This is a genomic window from Thiohalophilus sp. (genome assembly GCF_034521165.1).
GTDB lineage: Bacteria > Pseudomonadota > Gammaproteobacteria > UBA6429 > Thiohalophilaceae > Thiohalophilus.
Genome location: NZ_JAXHMV010000001.1, coordinates 130,062 through 146,597, shown reverse-complemented (window position 1 = coordinate 146,597; position 16,536 = coordinate 130,062). Strand labels below are relative to the sequence as shown.

The 16,536-nt window shown below is 58.3% G+C and carries 17 protein-coding genes; 5 read left to right on the top strand and 12 right to left on the bottom strand.

Annotated features, from left to right (window positions below):
- Positions 1 to 205: 205 nt before the first annotated feature.
- The 12 genes from extI to gspD all read right to left on the bottom strand — a co-directional run bounded on the left by extI (position 206) and on the right by gspD (position 12,181).
- Positions 206 to 1,381: a selenite/tellurite reduction operon porin ExtI gene (gene extI / locus U5K34_RS00715; RefSeq protein WP_322566619.1), complete on the bottom strand. Its 1,176-nt coding sequence runs from the start codon at positions 1,379 to 1,381 to the stop codon at positions 206 to 208.
- A 32-nt stretch (positions 1,382 to 1,413) separates the two neighbouring features.
- Complete coding sequence (locus U5K34_RS00710; RefSeq protein WP_322566618.1) at positions 1,414 to 1,905, bottom strand: hypothetical protein; 492 nt, start codon at positions 1,903 to 1,905, stop codon at positions 1,414 to 1,416.
- A gap of 422 nt (positions 1,906 to 2,327) precedes the next feature.
- Positions 2,328 to 3,539 carry a multiheme c-type cytochrome gene (locus U5K34_RS00705; protein ID WP_322566617.1) on the bottom strand — a complete coding sequence of 404 codons (1,212 nt, stop codon included), beginning with the start codon at positions 3,537 to 3,539 and terminating at the stop codon, positions 2,328 to 2,330.
- Positions 3,540 to 3,634: 95 nt separating this feature from the next.
- Entirely contained in the window at positions 3,635 to 5,245 is a 1,611-nt protein-coding gene (locus U5K34_RS00700; protein ID WP_322566616.1) for a hypothetical protein, read from the bottom strand.
- Between the two features lie 175 nt (positions 5,246 to 5,420).
- Complete coding sequence (locus U5K34_RS00695) at positions 5,421 to 5,615, bottom strand: hypothetical protein (RefSeq protein ID WP_322566615.1); 195 nt, start codon at positions 5,613 to 5,615, stop codon at positions 5,421 to 5,423.
- Positions 5,612 to 5,869 carry a hypothetical protein gene (locus tag U5K34_RS00690; protein WP_322565200.1) on the bottom strand — a complete coding sequence of 86 codons (258 nt, stop codon included), beginning with the start codon at positions 5,867 to 5,869 and terminating at the stop codon, positions 5,612 to 5,614. The genes U5K34_RS00695 and U5K34_RS00690 overlap by 4 nt, the downstream gene beginning before the upstream one ends.
- A 10-nt stretch (positions 5,870 to 5,879) precedes the next feature.
- On the bottom strand, positions 5,880 to 6,191 hold the full coding sequence (locus U5K34_RS00685) for a hypothetical protein (protein WP_322566614.1): 312 nt from the start codon (positions 6,189 to 6,191) through the stop codon (positions 5,880 to 5,882).
- A complete protein-coding gene (locus U5K34_RS00680) occupies positions 6,191 to 6,448 on the bottom strand; it encodes a sulfurtransferase TusA family protein (RefSeq protein WP_322566613.1) in 258 nt (85 codons plus the stop codon). The genes U5K34_RS00685 and U5K34_RS00680 overlap by 1 nt, the downstream gene beginning before the upstream one ends.
- A 70-nt stretch (positions 6,449 to 6,518) precedes the next feature.
- Complete coding sequence (locus tag U5K34_RS00675; RefSeq protein WP_322566612.1) at positions 6,519 to 7,979, bottom strand: YeeE/YedE family protein; 1,461 nt, start codon at positions 7,977 to 7,979, stop codon at positions 6,519 to 6,521.
- A 74-nt stretch (positions 7,980 to 8,053) separates the two neighbouring features.
- Positions 8,054 to 8,551: a sulfurtransferase TusA family protein gene (locus U5K34_RS00670; RefSeq protein ID WP_322566611.1), complete on the bottom strand. Its 498-nt coding sequence runs from the start codon at positions 8,549 to 8,551 to the stop codon at positions 8,054 to 8,056.
- 376 nt (positions 8,552 to 8,927) lie between these two features.
- Positions 8,928 to 10,142: a type II secretion system inner membrane protein GspF gene (gspF, locus tag U5K34_RS00665; protein WP_322566610.1), complete on the bottom strand. Its 1,215-nt coding sequence runs from the start codon at positions 10,140 to 10,142 to the stop codon at positions 8,928 to 8,930.
- Positions 10,143 to 10,153: 11 nt separating this feature from the next.
- Positions 10,154 to 12,181: a type II secretion system secretin GspD gene (gene gspD / locus U5K34_RS00660; protein WP_322566609.1), complete on the bottom strand. Its 2,028-nt coding sequence runs from the start codon at positions 12,179 to 12,181 to the stop codon at positions 10,154 to 10,156.
- A 31-nt stretch (positions 12,182 to 12,212) separates the two neighbouring features.
- Here gspD and U5K34_RS00655 point away from each other — a divergent pair, with 31 nt between their 5' ends.
- The 5 genes from U5K34_RS00655 to U5K34_RS00635 are packed head-to-tail and all read left to right on the top strand — an operon-like array spanning position 12,213 to position 16,462.
- A complete protein-coding gene (locus tag U5K34_RS00655) occupies positions 12,213 to 12,968 on the top strand; it encodes an outer membrane protein assembly factor BamD (RefSeq protein ID WP_322566608.1) in 756 nt (251 codons plus the stop codon).
- A complete protein-coding gene (gene gspK, locus U5K34_RS00650; RefSeq protein WP_322566607.1) occupies positions 12,965 to 13,861 on the top strand; it encodes a type II secretion system minor pseudopilin GspK in 897 nt (298 codons plus the stop codon). The genes U5K34_RS00655 and gspK overlap by 4 nt, the downstream gene beginning before the upstream one ends.
- A gap of 41 nt (positions 13,862 to 13,902) precedes the next feature.
- Positions 13,903 to 15,147, top strand: coding sequence for a type II secretion system protein GspL (gspL, locus tag U5K34_RS00645; protein ID WP_322566606.1), 1,245 nt, complete (start codon positions 13,903 to 13,905; stop codon positions 15,145 to 15,147).
- Positions 15,144 to 15,680, top strand: a complete 537-nt coding sequence (locus U5K34_RS00640; RefSeq protein ID WP_322566605.1) for a type II secretion system protein M — start codon at positions 15,144 to 15,146, stop codon at positions 15,678 to 15,680. The genes gspL and U5K34_RS00640 overlap by 4 nt, the downstream gene beginning before the upstream one ends.
- Positions 15,677 to 16,462, top strand: a complete 786-nt coding sequence (locus tag U5K34_RS00635; protein WP_322566604.1) for a type II secretion system protein N — start codon at positions 15,677 to 15,679, stop codon at positions 16,460 to 16,462. The genes U5K34_RS00640 and U5K34_RS00635 overlap by 4 nt, the downstream gene beginning before the upstream one ends.
- Positions 16,463 to 16,536: the final 74 nt, after the last annotated feature.

Sequence of the window (16,536 nt, the reverse complement as noted above, 5' to 3'; positions counted from 1 at the left end):
GCGTCATTAACGCAGCGATAGATTTAAGAATAGTACCGGCAGCGATTGATATCGCCGCGCGTCCCACCAAAGCATACTATCCGCCATGGTATACCATGGCGGATAGCGTATTCAAACAATCTGATTTTATGCGGGAAAAGCCGCATTCTGCAAGTCACTGACTGACCCGGCCTGGCGTCAGTCAGATCGTATACATCTACTATTATTAGAACATCATTTGCAGACCTACGGTCGTCTGGTCATAGTCCTGAAGTGACGGAGTGGTGGCATCCTGCTCGTCAAATTCGATAGAAGCATGCTCAAATGTGACCTTCAGGGATTGGCCGTTGATATAGTAATTGGCGCCGATACTGTTCCAGGTGCGGTCGGACAGGCCGAGTTCCTGGCCGTATTCGGTTTCTTCCGCGCGGACAAAGAGCTGCAGACGGCCCATTCCAACCTTTTCAGGCAGCAGGTAACCGGCCTTCCCATACCAGCCTTCGCGCTCGACATTGGCATTCAACTCGGGATCCGGATCGGTCGGAAATCCATCAACCGAGTAGTCGAAGACCGCGGCGGAAGCCGTTATCGTGCCAAATTCGAAAGGCTGTTCATAGAAAATATCGAACGTGGAAGCAGAGTAGTCTTTGGCGTCCTCGCGGGTTGAGTAACTGCCATAAGCAATGTCCGACTGTTGATCGAAACTGGCACCAATAGTCAGCACTTCCTGGGTACCCAGGTAGGTGCCACGGTAACCATAGTCATATTCCGGATCCAGCAGACTGACATGAATGCGGCCGGTCAGTCTCAGGCTGTCAGACACGGTTTCTTCGCCTTCGCGACCATCGGAAACCATTACCCGGTACTGAAACATGCCGTCAGCCATATTACCCCACATGGCAACACCGGTATCGCGTGTACCGCCATAAGGGGTATAGGACAGCGATTCGGACCTGTCCAGCGTCAGCGGCTCAAGACAGGCCTCCAGGTTTTCGCGACTGAAGGTGTTCTTGAAACGACCCGCGATAAACCGGATCGGGTCCGAATAATCCAGGGTGAGGTAAGCATCCCGGTAGTAAACCGAACGGTCATCATTACCGCCCTTGCTGTCGTTGCCCGCTTCGAGCTGGGCATAATACCCGACATAGTCGTTATATTGCCCCATCAGGGTTACGCGGTTGCGACGCAGGAAAAAATCGTTGGTATCGCCATCGTCGGTCGCTGATGTATAGCCCCGGCTCTGACCCCAGAATTGTACCGCGTAATTGAGTTGAAGGAATCCCTGTTCCCCGTATTGCAATGTCGGGCCAGCCTGTACGCTGCCACCCACACCGAGGCCCAGTGTAAGAAGCCCGACGGCCAGACCTTTATGCTGCTGTAGATTATATTTGGTTTTTTTCATCTCTCTCTCCTCACAAATTGTGTGACTGGCTATCACTGATCAGCGTAAATTTTCAAAAACTCAACGACTTCTTTTTCGGTATGGCAACTTGCACAGGTTTCTCCGGATTCCCGGCGTGGGTCGGCAATCAGTTCCCTGTGCGCCATGCTTTTCCGCATCAAGCGATCATTACCCGCGTGGCAACCCTTACAGGAATGGTTGACCTCCGAATGCTGGCTATGCCACAGGTTATCCGACGGCTTTTCTGCACGTCGTCCACTATGGCATTTGAAGCAGGAAGACGCGCCAAGTCCACAGGCATTGGCAATATTAATGGGGGCGGTCATAACAACGCCCTCGTGGATTTTCGACAGCGTGTCAGCCCCCCAACCATGATATTCCGTATAGTCAGGATCATAGGTAGTGGCATCAACCGCGATCATGCTCCATACCGTTGTCACGGCAACAGTCAGAACCCCGACGGATATGCCCCATTTCAGCCGGTGACCCAGTTTTTTCATGATGTCTTTCATACGGCCTTTCATCGCTCGTCTCCTCTGCATTTACTCTTGATTATTTGATTCATCACTGTTGTTCGCTTCCTTCATCTTTTTGCGATCGGGTTGTTGAATCCGGTCTCTCTGTGACTTGCGGGCCTCCCTGGCCCGACGAATATCCTCCTCACTGAGTCCGTCGCCCGAACACATACACACGGGCCCCTTCCCCTTGAATTTCAGCCGGGGCCCGTCAGCCTGTGCGGCGACGGAAAAGGCGGTAAACAGGGCAATGACCAGGCTGCCGATTGTCACTTTTCGAAACACTGCTCTACCCATTTAAAGATTCCAGTTGCAATTATGTTCTCTCTTGCAGATGCCATGCCAAATTAATAATTTAATATTTTTCAACAAGTTATACAAATCCAGTTCCAGTTCGAGATTGCAGAGTGAAATTTACCCCGGGTCGGGGCTCAATTTGCAACCCGGGGAGGATAATATGCCAAAGTCCGCTGATAACGGCTGTTACGGGCCTCGGCAATGGAGAGCGTCAGCAGAGCGCGCACGTCGGGATCGAGCTTGTCCCCCTGCTTTTGCCTGTAATCCTCGAAAATCCGCTCGTACATCCGCCGGGGTGCCACGTCCATTACCAGTTCCAGCGATTCATCGTCCGCCAGCGGCGTCGACAGTGGCGCTTCGAACGTATGCGTCTCGCCACTTTTTATGCGCGTATCAAACGCCTCTTCGGTGAGCGCCAGATTGGCGCGCCAGGCAATCACCTCGCGGGCGAGCGCCTTTCTGCTGCCGTCCTGCCTCACCCGTTCCAGGCGTAACGCGATCTCCGGCACCATGTAGGTGGGAAAATGATGACCGGCGCCGACATTTTTTACTGTCACTGTTACCTTGTTCGCATCGACCAGGAACGCCGTCTCCAGCGCCGAGGCGGTCATGGCCGGATCGTGGATGCCGCGCCACTGATGGCGCCGATCCGGCATGTGACAGTTCTGGCAGGTGCGGCCTTCGTCGGCATGGCGTGACTGTTGCCACTGGACCACGGTGTTCTCGCGCAGCTTGCCGTTCACCCGGGGTCCGTCCTCGGGAAACTGGTGACAGGCCGCGCAAAAACGGCTGTCCTCGAAGGCCGCCCTGGCGGTGAACCCGCCATGCGGACCCTGCTCGGGATCGATGTTCGGATCGCGCGGCGGCGGCCCCACGCGCTGGTGCTGACGTACATGGCAGGCGGCACAGGCCAGGCCCTGCCTGTGCAGATCGCGGGGAACATGCGCCGGCGGTGCCTCCTGCGGCGCACCGGCCCAGTCCAGTTCGGCCGCCACCAGCGCCGTCTGTTCGCTCATCGGGGCATGGCATTTCAAACAGCTCTGGCCCTGCTCGGGCGACATCAGGGCCAGTTGCCAGCGCAGGCCCGGCGAGAAGGTTTCGCTATGCAGGCTTTGCTGCCAGTCCGCATGCTGTTCGGCATGACATTGCGCGCAGCTTTGCGGATCCAGCGAGGCCTCCAGATCGCTGAAATCATGCGGCGGATCGCCCTGAAACGGAATGGGCCGTTCCCAGTGGTGCTCGAGAACGGTTTCCACATTCTCCTGCGGTGGCGCCATCCCGCCAAACCATAAAAATCCGGCCGCGATCGCGGCAATCAGAATCAGAAAAAGGCGTTTTGTCTGCACGTTGTTCTGTTCCCGCAAAAAAAATAGGCCCGTCAAAGACGGGCCTCTAATGGGAGGTTCATATATGTCGTACGGTCAAACTTGCCAACCGCGTTTTACCCACCACAGGGGTTCGGAGGCAGCGTGGCACCGCTGTCATCGTCGTCGCCGCCACTATCACCACTACCGGAGATCTTGTAGGCCCGATCGGCAAGGATGATGGCGTTGGTGTTATCGGCGTAGGGATCATCGATCCGACGGGGCTCCGTCAGGGACTGCTTGTTGTATTTGAAGAACGAGACACTGTTCTTGTCGGTCCGCCACGGGGAATCCCCCGGCAGGAGCTGATTACCGAACTTGTCATAGGCGTTGGACATGGTGTGCCACTCGACCATGGCGCCGTCGTAAAAGCGAGTGGGCAGGCCAAGGATGCCCACGGTGGCGAAACCGGTCACCATGGCCCGATAGGTGGTCTCGCAGTAGGTCCAGACCTCCTGGCCGTCCTGGTAGGCATTCCCGGAACCCAGGGCCCCGTTCAGATCCTGGAACTGGGCGCCATTGATGATGCCACCGTTCATGGCCGTCTCGAGTTCCGACTTCGAGCGCCAGGCGTAGGAGGGGTAGTAGCAATCCCCGTTAGCGGGATCGGCATCGCTATCATTAGTGCCATCGGCGTCGTCAGTCAAAGCATAGATGCTTTCGTCATTAGCATCCGTATCACCGGGGCAATCGCCGCTGAGATCCTGATAGCCATACAGGAACCGAGGTGTCTGCGACGCATCCGAAACGAGCAGATTCGCATAGTTGAGTTCCACGGCCCCGTTCGGATGGCCCTGAGCGGAACCGCCATTCTGGAAGGGATCCTCGGTCGCATTGTACTGCTCGATATTGCGCGCATCCCAGATGAAGACATCCCCGGAGGCATTGCTCGCCTCCTGGATCATCTCTTCCAGGGTCACCTGAAGGGCGGTATTGTCCTGCTCGAGTTCGCGGACACTGAAATCACCGGGCTGCGAGGGGAGGTCGCTGGCCGATGCGCCCATGTAGTTCTCGGCCATCACAGCTTGCGCCCCGCCATTGAGTACGGCGAGATGTTCCTTCTCCACGCCCCAGTAGCGCATGGTGTACCAGCCGCGCCCGAGCTTCATGGCCTGGAAGTTTCCGCCCTGCCCGACCGCGAAGACAATCATGTCCTCGGTGGGGTCGATCTGGCGGTCCTGCAGGAAGCCGTCGATGGTCGGACCATCCGCCACCATGCTGCGCGTCGTCAGCACCCCGTTGGAGCGATCCATGCGCAGGTCGTTGTGATCCACCGAGTAAACCCGCACCCCTCCGGCTTCATCGGGAGAAATATACGCCAGGTCGTTTGTCTCCTCGTAAGTCCCGTTCGAGTCGGTATCTTGGGTGTAACGCGCCATCCCGGGATGGATTTGCAGGATGACGAGGTCGCCACTGATCCCGCTGGGCCGGTTAGCCTCCCAGTCGTCGATCCAGCTCTCCAGCGTCGAGCCGGAAATCAGACCATTGACGTTGTTGTCGTAATTATCAGCGGATTCCTGGGCGATATCCGCCGCGGAATTCGTGGTGACATTATCGCTACTGTTGACTGAGTCTTCGTCGCTGTCAACACAACCGGCAAGGCCCATCGCGGCAACCAGTGCCAGACCTCTTATCAATATTTGCCAGCTGTTGAGTGTCTCATTGAGCTGTGCTTCTGTTTTTTTCATGATCTCATCCTCTCTCCTGAATGTCGGCCACTGTCTCAAGCCTGCTTCGTCAAAACTGTTTGCATGTAACGTGCCAGAACAACATTTCTCTTTTTTATCAATCTGTTAGCTTAAAAAGCCCGAACCGGGTACATTGCAGTTACGCAAACAGGCGATGGCCGGTGGTAAATTGCAATCAGCGCGGGGCGGGTTTGAGCACCACCGGCATGGCGCCGCTTTCGAGCGTATCCAGCACCCGTTCCAGCTCACTGTCCAGGTCAAACCGGGCACAGGTGAGCCCCTCATCCTGCAAGGCACGGTACAGCGTCTCGTCAAAATCCGGCTGACCGCCCGCCACGCTAATCAACATCACCTTGTTCTCGTTTTTCATACTATGTACACCACATTTGCCTGGTTGATCATCCCGGTCAGTTTCGCGGCCATGTTGGTGGCCAGCTCCGTCACCGGCACATCCGAAAAATCCAGGGCTTCGAGCTGCATCGCCACCTCGTCGTCATCCCGATCCAGCTCGCCCCAGACGGCCACATTCACCACGTCGTCAAGCAGGGTCAGCCCCGTGGCCATGCGCAACGCCTCACTCTTGCGATCCCGGGCAATGACCAGGATCTCTTTGGTCTCACTCATCTCATCTCCTTCAAAGAACAATCACCTGATCACTGTTTTTGACCAGCTCCGCATCCTGGTACTGGCCGCCGATGATGACCCGATCGGCCAGCCCGGCCTCGTGGGGATCCGCACCGGGATAGCGATCCACGGACAATTCGCACAGGGACACATGCGCCTCGCTGCCATCGAGAAACGCCCGAAAAGCCTCATCCCCGAGTAATTTCACCCCCGAGTCGGTCAAAAAACAGCGCAGTTGCCAGCCACGGGCCTGCGCGCCCTTGAGCAGGGCAATCGCCTGTTGCGCGAATTGTCCGTCTGTGACAACAACCCCCAGCCGCATCAGGCCGCCCCTTTGCGGATCTTCCAGACATAGGTGCCGGAATCCTCGTCGCGACTGAACAGATCATTACCTTCGGACTCGCACATCGCCATGATGGACTCCCCCGAGGAGGGATTGTCGAACTTCAGCGTCAGCACATCGCCGCCGTCCATCTTCTGCAGGGCCTTCTTGGTATACATTTGCGGATGCGGGCAGACATAGCCGGTCACATCCAGCAGGTAATCACCTTCATCGACTTTTTCAAATTTAATTGCCATGGTTACTTCCTTCCTCTTCCTTACGTCAATATTCGACGGACAGTTCGAGACTGTCCGCCGCTACAGCTTGTTACAATTCCAGGTCATCATTACGGGACATGCGATACATCAGCCACTTGTTAAAGGTCCGCACGCCGATGTAGCCGCCAATCACCATGCCGGCCAGGAAAAGCCAGCCCGTCAGATCGCCATTGGTGACCGCCGCGAAGAACGCGCCGACATTACAGCCCATGCCGATACGCGCGCCGATCCCCATGATGGCCCCGCCGACAATGGCGAAAATGGCCGTTTCCATATCCGGTATTTTCCATTTGAACTCGCGGCGCGCCAGGGCGAGCACGGCGGCCCCGAGGATAATGCCCGCTGACATAAGCAACGGCGCATTGATTTCCGGACTCGGCAGACCGTTATTCAGCCCGAAATAGACGTTATCCATGTTTTCAACGCCGGCCTTGTTGAGCACCCAGCCGCCCAGCTGGGCTTCCTGGGTGGTGATATACCAGTAACCCGGGTCAAAAACCGTACCCTGAATGGAAAGCCCGGAGGTATGCCCCATCTTCTCCAGCAGCTCGCCAAAATTGAAAATGCGATAGTGCTCCCGCAAGGAACCGGTGACCCACATATGCAAGCCGGCGAATACCCCCAGACCGATGCCGGCCAGGGCGGTATTTTTCGATGAGGTAATCATTGCCCAGATACCGCGCAGCTCGAAACCCATGCCCGGCGTATCCTGTTTGTGCCGGCGCAGATAGCCCTTGCGATAGGCAAAGATATAAAGCAATAAAACGAGTACCAGAACAGGAAGAATTGCGCTGAGGAAGGCGTTGCCGATAAACGCGTCAATCCACTGATTGCCGGAATCCAGCCATTGGCCGACCGTGCCGCCGGAAAGATCCCAGATATAGCCGGTCATGAACTGGTCAAACCAGCCGTCCGTTACCGACAGTTCCTGGGGCATGCCCTTGTCAGCGGCCGATTCCGCCCATGACTTCGGTGCAAAGGTATTGGACCAGGAACCGAGATCAACGAACAGGGCCTGGGAGAAGGAGATACTGGCCACCACCAGCATGGAACCGACATTGCCCTCGCCGCTCTTGTAGAGCGATCCGGAGGCACAACCCCCGGTAAAAATCATACCGAAGCCGAAAATCAGCCCGCCGATGATGATGTGCCAGCCCAGCGGGTGGGGATAAAAGGTACTGGTGCCGCTGACGGTCACCAGTGCCGCGGTCAGTGAAAAGAGCGCCGTGGCAATCATGATCCCGACCGCCATCCTCGGCACCTGCACGGCAAACAGATCCCGCACCGCGGAGGCCATGCAAAAACGGCCATATTGCAGCAGCAGACCGTAGATCAATCCGAACCACGCATAAACCAGCAGATAGATCCAGCGCGTATCAGCGGCTAACGCGATTGCCGAACCGATCGCCACCAGCGCCACGATGATAATTGACCAAATACTGCCACGATGCAGCAGCCCTTCTCCTGAATTTTCGATTTTTGTTGTTGCCGTTGCCGTGTGTTCGTTCATCGATCCCCCGCAGGATAATCCCGTTACTACTTGTTACTACTTACCTGGTCAGAATTACAAACCAGAACCACTTATCAAATTTGCTCTGCTGAAGCGTTCGCCAGGCGTTGTATGTAAACCCGCCAGACTCCCTCGTCACGTTCGGTTGCAAGGTATTCCCCGTCAGCCAGATTCATCATGGCCGAGATGGTCTCCGCGGCGGTCACGCTGTCGGTTACCAGTTCCACTACTTCACCCGGCTCGACCAGCGATAACGCCTTCAGCGTCAAAAGTTGCGGTTTGGGACAACCGTCTCCCAAACACTCCACCCGTTGGCGGACAACCAGCATTCGTCCATCTGTCAGTTCTACTTCACGCGACTGCTCGGTGATCTGCCGATTCTGTCGCCGCTTCGGGCGGTGGAATAAATTGAATAGCATCATCATGATGTTGACCTCCTCCCATACCCGCCGGCACATATAATGCAGGTTACATGCCAGGTGGGTAAGTTTTTGATATACAAGATATTTGTTGATGTTTTCGACTTTCGTCAAACTGCAAATTGCAATTTGGCGGCATAAGGCCTCCGGCATTGAGAATTTGCAATCCTGTTGTCGAGCCCGATCATTCGATCCGGGCCTGGCCGGGCGGCAAACGCTTCAGTTAGAGACCCTCCCCCTGCAGCGGGCATTTCACAACGCCCCATACTTTGCCCCTCACCAGGCAGGCCAGAACAATCAGGGAAGTTGGGCTATAGGAAATCACTCCGCTGCCGCTGTCAAGAAAGGCGGCCATTGCCACGGGAAAAACCGGGACAAACAGTCTGCCCGCAAGCAGCCGAACGAGAAGGAAGATCGCAAGAATGCGGGAACCCGCAAGCGGGACTGCCTACAAACGAGATAACGGCCTTGCCCGGGCCGTCAGCTTGCAGGCTTGTTTGTTTCAGCCGGTCTGTGGCGGATCGGTGAGTTAACGCACCAGCTGGTTGATTTCGAAAATCGGCAGGAGAATGGCCAGGACGATGGTGAGCACGACCAGCCCCATCACCAGTATCAGGGCCGGTTCGAAGATGCCGAGGATCATGCCGGTGCTCATCTCCAGTTCCTGTTCCTGACTTTCGGCGGCCCGTTCGAGCATGGTGTCGAGATTACCGCTGGCCTCGCCACTGGCGATCAGATGCACGGTCATCGGCGGGAAGTAACCACTACGCTCCAGGGCACGGGCCAGTGATCCACCTTCGCGTACTTCCCGGGCGGCGGCGGAAACGGCCTCGTACATGGCGACATTATTGACCACCTCCCCCGCGATACGCAGCGCTTCGAGAATCGGCACCCCGGAGGCGGAGACAATCGACAGGGTCCGGGCAAAGCGGGCGCTGTTACTGCCGCGCACCAGGTTCCCCACGACAGGCAAACGCAGCAGCAAGCGGTGCCATTTGTGCCGGGGTTCCGGACGACGCAGCAGGCGCGCCAGTAAAAATCCCCCGACGACAAGCACCCCGGCAATGGTCAGCCCGCTGGATTGCACGATCTCGCTAACGGCGATCAGGCCCACGGTCAGCGCCGGCAGCTCCTGGTTAATATTCTCAAACACCTGTACCACTTCGGGAACCACATAGCCCAGCAAGGCGACGGTCACCAGCACCGCCATGACGGTCAGGATGGCCGGATAGAACAGCGCCAGCTGGACTTTCTGGCGCATCTGTTGCCGTTTTTCGGTGTAATCGGCCAGACGCTCCAGCACCACATCCAGATGACCGGACTGCTCGCCGGCGGCCACCGAGGCGCGGTAGATATCGGGGAAAACATGGGTAAATTCGCCCAATGCGCCGGCCAGATCATGGCCTTCGGTAATGCGGGTGCGTACCGCGACCAGCACACTCTGCAAGCGCGGTTGTGAAGTCTGGCGGGCGACGGTGCGCAGGACTTCCTCCAGCGGCAGTCCGGAACGCACCAGCGTGGCCATCTGCCGGGTCATCAGGGCCAGATCGCCGGCGCGCACCCCGCGGCGGGGTAGCAGGCGAACCTTTTCCTGGCGTTCATCCGCCGTCACTTCCGCCACGCTCAGCGGCGTCAGCCCCTCTTCTCTTAACCGCGAACGGATCTGGCGGGCACTGTCTCCCTCGATGACGCCCTTGCGGGTGCGCCCGTCACCCTCCAGCGCCTGATATTCGAATGCCGGCATGGAAACAGATCCTAATTCGCCGGACGCGGCGGCGCATAAACCCGATCGGCCCCCTGGCGTCCCGGCGGGCCGACGCGATCCTCAAAGTCCGGTGGCAGGGTCATAAATTCGGCGGAGGAACGCAGCACCGGGATCATTTCATCGTCCAGAAAAGCCAGCCCACGCTCGCGGCTGGCGAGCTGCTGGGCGCGAATCAACTGGTATTTGGCGCTGCTGATCTCGCGCGTGTCATCCCGATCCTGAATAATACGTGGCCGCAAAAAGACCATCAGATTGCGTTTTAGCACAGTAGAGCGGTCGTAACGAAACAGCCAGCCCAGCCCCGGTATGCTGCCCAGCCCGGGAACCCGCTGGTTACGCGTAGCCGCCTCTTCGGAGGTCAGCCCGCCGAGGACGATGATCTGCCCATCATCCACCATCGCGGTGGTCTTGATGCTGCGCTTGTTGGTGATCAGATCTTGCGCCCCTGCCAGTGATTCGGCAACCGAGGAAACCTCCTGTTCGATATTCAATTTGATGGCATCGCCCTCGTTAATCTGTGGCCGGATGAGCAACTTGATACCGACATCCTGGCGCTGTATTGAATTAAACGCCTGGCCGGAATCCTCGATCGCGCGGCCGGTGACGAAGGGGATATTCTGTCCCACCACGATCTCGGCCTCTTCGTTGTCCATGGTCATCACCGACGGGGTCGAAAGCACGTTGGTGCCCGTATCCGCCAGCAGGGCCCGCAACAGGGCGCCGATCTCGCCTTGCGAATCGGCGGCCCCGACGGTTGCACCGTCAACATTCGGAATACCCCCGGCCTCCACCGCCGCGCCGATATTGGCCAAAGAGCCGGCACCCGCTACGCCAAAGTTCAACATACCCACGGCATCATCCCCCAGGGCACCCCACTGAACGCCAAACTCCTGCAGACGTTCCATGGAAACCTCGGCGATGATCGCTTCCACCAGTACCTGGGCCCGACGAATATCCAGGCGTTTGATCACCGAGCGCAGATCGTCCACCACGCCCGACGGACCGCTGATAACCAGCGCATTGGTACTTTTGTGCGCCTGGATACTGACCTCTCCCTCGGCGGATGACACCCGGCGCGAAGCGGCAGTGTCTTTACCACCGCCGGCCGCGCTTCCCGAACTACTTCCGATTTGCTGCGACACGACACCCTGCAGGACGGGGACCATCTCCTCGGCATCGGTATAGCGCAGATAAACCACCGCAATGCCTTCGTCTTCAATACCTTTTTCATCCAACCGCCGAATCAGGGAACGCACCGAGGAGCGCCGCGCCGGATCGCCACCGATGAGTATACGATTGGCGCGTTCATCGGCTACCAGCAGCAGGCGACGTCCATTGCGCTCCTCGTTTTCAACGGACTCCACCATGCGCACCACTTCGGCCGCCGAGGCATGTTCCAGTTCCACCACTTCCGTGACACCGGTTGTATCGCGATCAATCTGCCGGATGAGCTTGCGAACCCGCTCGACGATACCGGCGGAATCGGAAATGATCAGATGGTTATTATCTCCATAGGCGGCGAGATGGCCGTCCTTGGTCAACAGCGGTCTTAACACCGGAACCAGTTTGGCCGCCTCAACATACTCGGTTGCCAGCACCCGGGTGACGAACTCGTAACCCCTGCCGGCATCCTCGCCGCGTTCCAGCACCTCGGTTTGATCCCCGCGCGCCAGACTCATCGGCATGATCCGATCCCCGCCCTCGCCCGACACGACCGTGTAGCCGTGAAGCTGCAAGGCGGAAAGAAACACTTCATAGAGCTGATGTTGGTCCACCGGATGCTGGGAAATGATGGTCAGCTTACCCTTGACCCGGGGGTCGATGATAAAATTGCGCCCGGTCTGCTCGGAGACCAGCGCAATCACGGAGCGAATATCCGCCTCTTCGAAATTCAGTGTAATCTTGCCAGCGGAGGCGTCACGGCTCTGGGCCGGCACCAATCCCGGCGCCGAAAGCACCGATACCAGCAAACAAAGCGCTACACGGCGCAGCCAGATATGATATTTTTGTATTTGCATACATCCTCGCCCGAGGGGAATCATTAAAATTATGATAAAAATCGCCTACCAACGTATCACTTGCAACCTCATCGCTATTATCGCACTGGCGGCGCTCTCATCCGGCTGCACCGTGTTCGGGGGAAACCAGCGGCAACACGACGAGGCTGCGGCACTTTACCAGCAGGCGATGACCGCTCGCGAGGACGGACAACTCGAGGCCTCGCTGGCTCACCTGGATACCCTGTTGTCCGATTATCCGAATACACCGCAAGGTCAACAGGCCATGCTGGAAAAAGCCTACACCCATTACCACCTGAAAAACTACCATCTTACCATTGAACAGACCAGTATCTGGCTTAAACAGGGCAGCGAGGCCGATACCCCGGAGCGGGCCTATGCCCGTTTTCTGCGCGCCGAAGCCGCCCGGGCGCTCTGGAATGCAGACACTTCCTCCCCCCGAAAGACTTCATTGGCCCGCCAGGCCTTCGCCTATTATCGCAAGGTGGTGGAACACCATCCCGAAAGTAAAGAAGTAAAAAGCGCGTTTCAACGCATGCAACAGCTGCGTCGGGATCTGGCCGCCGAGGAATTACGCCGCGCCCGCGACGATATGCAAGCCGGCGATTTTGCCACCGCCGCCGAGCGCGCCGCCTGGGTGGCCGAGCAGTACCGGGGTGTCCGCCACGCCGCGGATGCCCTGGCGCTCCAGGCCGAAGCACTGGAAAACCTGAATCGGGATCGTGAAGCCGCGGCGACCTTGAGAATGTTGCAAATTCTCTATCCGGATCATCCCGCCGTGGAATGATGACGCCATTTCAAAAGCTCGCTGTTCATTCTGGTAGAAAAAAAAATACCGGCGTTGCGCTGATCACCGCCCTGTTGATCGTCTCTCTGGCCACGGTGACCACTGTCTCGCTGACCGCCAGCCATCAACTGGACCTGCGCCGCTCCCTGACCACGTACAATCTCGGTCAGGCCCAGCTGTATGGCCGCAGTATCGAAGCGCTGGCCAGCGAACTCATTATTACCTTACGCAACGATGCCGAACTCGCCGAGGAGCTGACCCGAACCTGTCAAACCCCGCCGTTACAACTGGAAATGGGCGGCTTTCAAATTCAGGCCCGCCTCAAGGATCTGCATTGCCGCCTTAATCTCAATAATCTGCTGGATCCTGAAGATAAGGCAACGGAGGCCGGCTTTATTCGCCTGGTCGATGCGCTTAACCGGCGTCATAGCGACATGGCGCTGGAACCCCGGGCGATTATCAGCGCACTGCGTGACTGGGCAAATCCCGAGGTCGACGATGACTGGTACACGCGCCAATCGCCGCCTTATCGATCCGCCAATCAACCGCTGTTCTCGACCAGTGAGTTGCTGCTGATCCGCGGCATGAACCCGACCGCCTACCGGTATCTGGAACCGTATGTGACAGCGCTGCCCGAAAGCGGCACCGCGCTTAATGAAACCTCGCTGCCGCCCCTGCTGCGCGATGCCTACGAATTCCCTCCGCAAGAGGAAATGGATAGCGAAAAACAGGGGGCCTGGGGCCGTTACATCGAGCTGGCCATTACCATCCGACAGGACACGTTCCTCTACAGCCAGTGCGCGGTGATCGACGGCGACCGGGGAACGGTACTGCAACGCTATCAGCAACCCTGTCCGCGATCCCCGACGTCCGATTTGGCCACAGCCCGGTAATGTGGGGTACACTCGGTCTTATCGAGAGCAGGACAACGATCATGCCAGAACAGCTCATTCTCCATCTGCCCGCCGCTTCTGATGGCTCATACGAATATGCCGTTATCAATGCCCGGGGGGAACTGGAACACCAGGCGCGCAGCGGCAGCGACAATCTGCAGCAGGTCCTCGCCGGCCGTCGTTGTTACGTCGTGGTGCCGGGAACGGATGTGCTGATCACGCGAGTCAATCTGCCGACCCGGCGCCGCGATCGCATCGCCCAGGCCTTGCCCTATACTCTGGAAGATCGACTCATTGGAGACATCAATGATTTCCACTTTGCCAGCAGCCTGACGACGAAAGGCCCGGGCCTGACCGCGGCGGTCGTGGATCATGAACGAATGCGAACCTGGGAGCAGGCGCTGGAACAACTGGCGATCACCCCGCTCGCCCTGATCCCGGAAAACGGTATTCTTCCGCTGGATACGCAACAGTGGTACATCCTGGCCGATGAGCAGCGGGTCTTGTTGCAACTGGGTAACGGCAGTTACACCCTGGAGCCGGACGCCGCACTACTGACCCTGGAAGCCGCACTGCAGGAAATGGACGACGACGATCTCCCCGCTGACCTGGAAATCGAAGCGCCGCAGACACTGATAACCCGTTTACAGTCGGTGCTGGCCGCCCATCCCGAAATCGAAGACAACATCGCCATTAACACCACCACCAGCGACGTGTCGCTGTTACCACGACTGGCCTCGCGCCTGAACGAACGCCAGGTCGTGAACCTTTTGCAGGGCGCGTATGCCCGTCAGGCTCGCTGGGACTGGGTCTGGCGTCCCCTGCGGCCGGCCGCGGCGCTGTTGATCGTGTGGCTGCTGGCCCAGTACAGCGTGCAATTTGCCCAGACACAACGTTTGCAGGCCGAACGGGATCAACGGCAAACAGCGATCGAAACCATTTATCGAGACACGTTCCCCGACAGCCGGGTGGTCAACCCGCGGGTGCAAATGCGTCAACACCTGGCCGCCCTGGAATCGACCCCGGAGGAAACTGACAGCCCGCGCCTGAGCAATCTGCTGGCGCTGGCCGGGCCGGCACTGGCGGGCGATGACACGCAATTGCGTTCCCTGCGTCTGCGTGACGACCGGCTGGAGGTGGACCTGAGCGCGCCCTCGATCGAATCGCTGGAACGGATCCGTGAAAAACTGGCCGCCTACGAAGGTCTGGCTGTCGAATTACGCTCGGCCAGCACACGGGGTAACCGGGCGGATGGCCGCTTGCTGATCCGCGGGGAGGCGACATGAACCTGCGCGCGCAAATTGATCAGCAACTGGCGCCACTGAAACAGCAAATCACGCTCTGGTGGCAGGCACGCAACATCCGCGAGCGCTGGATTCTTGCCGTCGGCGGCACACTGGCCGTGATCGTGTTTGCCTATGTCGGGCTCTGGGAGCCGCTGGTAAAACAACGCGCCGCCCTGGAACAGGAACTGGTCGAACTGCGCGAAACCCATGCCTGGATGAAACAGGCCGCCGCCACGATCCGTGCCCGCACCGATCAGTCGGGCACGCTTGCCGCCACCGATGATCGGTCGTTGATCGGTCTGGTTGACCGCAGTGCGCGCAATGCCGGCATGGGTGAACAACTCAACCGGGTTCAGCCGCAGGGGGATTATGGCGTGCAGATCTGGTTCGAACGGGTCGCCTTCGATCGATTGATAACCTGGATCGATGAACTGGAACAAAGCAGCGGCGCACGTGTCACTGCCTTGCAAGTCGAGGCCACCGGTGCCAGCGGGCTGGTGGATGTGCGGCTGAACCTGGAGATGGCCCAATGAGCCGGCTGCGCTCCCGCCTGGCACGCATTCCCTGGTCAGTATTTGGTTGGCTGGGGCTCGGCCTGCTGTTTTATCTGATTTTTCTGCTCGCCCGCTGGCCGGCTAACCATGCCTGGCAACAGATCGACGATCGGGGGATGTTGCCGCCCCGGCTACAGGTCAACACGGTGGCCGGCACCATCTGGCACGGCGAATTACAACAGCTGAATGTCGCGGGCATGGCGATAAACCGGGTACGTTGGCAGGTACGTTTTGGCACCCTGCTTGGTGGCCGGCTTGGAGTGGATATTGACGCCGCCACCGAAGGCGGATTTCTGCGCGGGCGAATCCATCTCTCGCCAATGCGCCTGGGCGCCGAAAAGATCAGCGGGCGGCTCCCGGCCAAACGGCTTGAGCCGATCATTGCCCGCTACAGCCCCATGCCGACGCAAGTGGACGGCCAGCTTGCTCTGGCTGTGGAAAATCTGGCGATAAATCATGACGGCACCGTCCAGCGTCTCGACGGCCGCCTCGCCTGGCAACAGGGCCGCGTTGAGGTCGATAACACGGTGTTTGAACTGGGCGGTCTGATGAGCGACCTGCAGGCCAACGACGGTATCATCCACGGCAAGTTGAGTGATGATGGCGGGCCCCTGGCGCTCGACGGCCAGTGGCAGCTGCGCCCCAACGGCCACTATCGGCTGGATGCCCAACCCCGTGCCCGCGATCAGGCCAGCGATGCCTTGCGTAACGCGCTGGCCCCACTGGGCAATCGCCTCCAACTGGAAGGCCGCCTGAAGTAACCCGCTTGCAATGCATACGTCAACCGATGACACTAATCATCTGAAAACTGTTACAGGTCAATACGATATTCAAT

Excerpts from the sequence above, each read along its gene's own strand:
- gspL (WP_322566606.1), top strand. The coding sequence starts at position 13,903 with ATGCCAGAACAGCTCATTCTCCATCTGCCCGCCGCTTCTGATGGCTCA.
- U5K34_RS00635 (WP_322566604.1), top strand. The coding sequence starts at position 15,677 with ATGAGCCGGCTGCGCTCCCGCCTGGCACGCATTCCCTGGTCAGTATTT.
- gspF (WP_322566610.1), bottom strand. The coding sequence starts at position 10,142 with ATGCCGGCATTCGAATATCAGGCGCTGGAGGGTGACGGGCGCACCCGC.
- extI (WP_322566619.1), bottom strand. The coding sequence starts at position 1,381 with ATGAAAAAAACCAAATATAATCTACAGCAGCATAAAGGTCTGGCCGTC.
- U5K34_RS00690 (WP_322565200.1), bottom strand. The coding sequence starts at position 5,869 with ATGAGTGAGACCAAAGAGATCCTGGTCATTGCCCGGGATCGCAAGAGT.
- U5K34_RS00685 (WP_322566614.1), bottom strand. The coding sequence starts at position 6,191 with ATGCGGCTGGGGGTTGTTGTCACAGACGGACAATTCGCGCAACAGGCG.
- U5K34_RS00695 (WP_322566615.1), bottom strand. The coding sequence starts at position 5,615 with ATGAAAAACGAGAACAAGGTGATGTTGATTAGCGTGGCGGGCGGTCAG.
- gspK (WP_322566607.1), top strand. The coding sequence starts at position 12,965 with ATGATGACGCCATTTCAAAAGCTCGCTGTTCATTCTGGTAGAAAAAAA.
- U5K34_RS00710 (WP_322566618.1), bottom strand. The coding sequence starts at position 1,905 with ATGAAAGGCCGTATGAAAGACATCATGAAAAAACTGGGTCACCGGCTG.
- U5K34_RS00655 (WP_322566608.1), top strand. The coding sequence starts at position 12,213 with ATGATAAAAATCGCCTACCAACGTATCACTTGCAACCTCATCGCTATT.
- U5K34_RS00700 (WP_322566616.1), bottom strand. The coding sequence starts at position 5,245 with ATGAAAAAAACAGAAGCACAGCTCAATGAGACACTCAACAGCTGGCAA.
- U5K34_RS00670 (WP_322566611.1), bottom strand. The coding sequence starts at position 8,551 with ATGCCGGAGGCCTTATGCCGCCAAATTGCAATTTGCAGTTTGACGAAA.
- gspD (WP_322566609.1), bottom strand. The coding sequence starts at position 12,181 with ATGCAAATACAAAAATATCATATCTGGCTGCGCCGTGTAGCGCTTTGT.
- U5K34_RS00680 (WP_322566613.1), bottom strand. The coding sequence starts at position 6,448 with ATGGCAATTAAATTTGAAAAAGTCGATGAAGGTGATTACCTGCTGGAT.
- U5K34_RS00640 (WP_322566605.1), top strand. The coding sequence starts at position 15,144 with ATGAACCTGCGCGCGCAAATTGATCAGCAACTGGCGCCACTGAAACAG.
- U5K34_RS00675 (WP_322566612.1), bottom strand. The coding sequence starts at position 7,979 with ATGAACGAACACACGGCAACGGCAACAACAAAAATCGAAAATTCAGGA.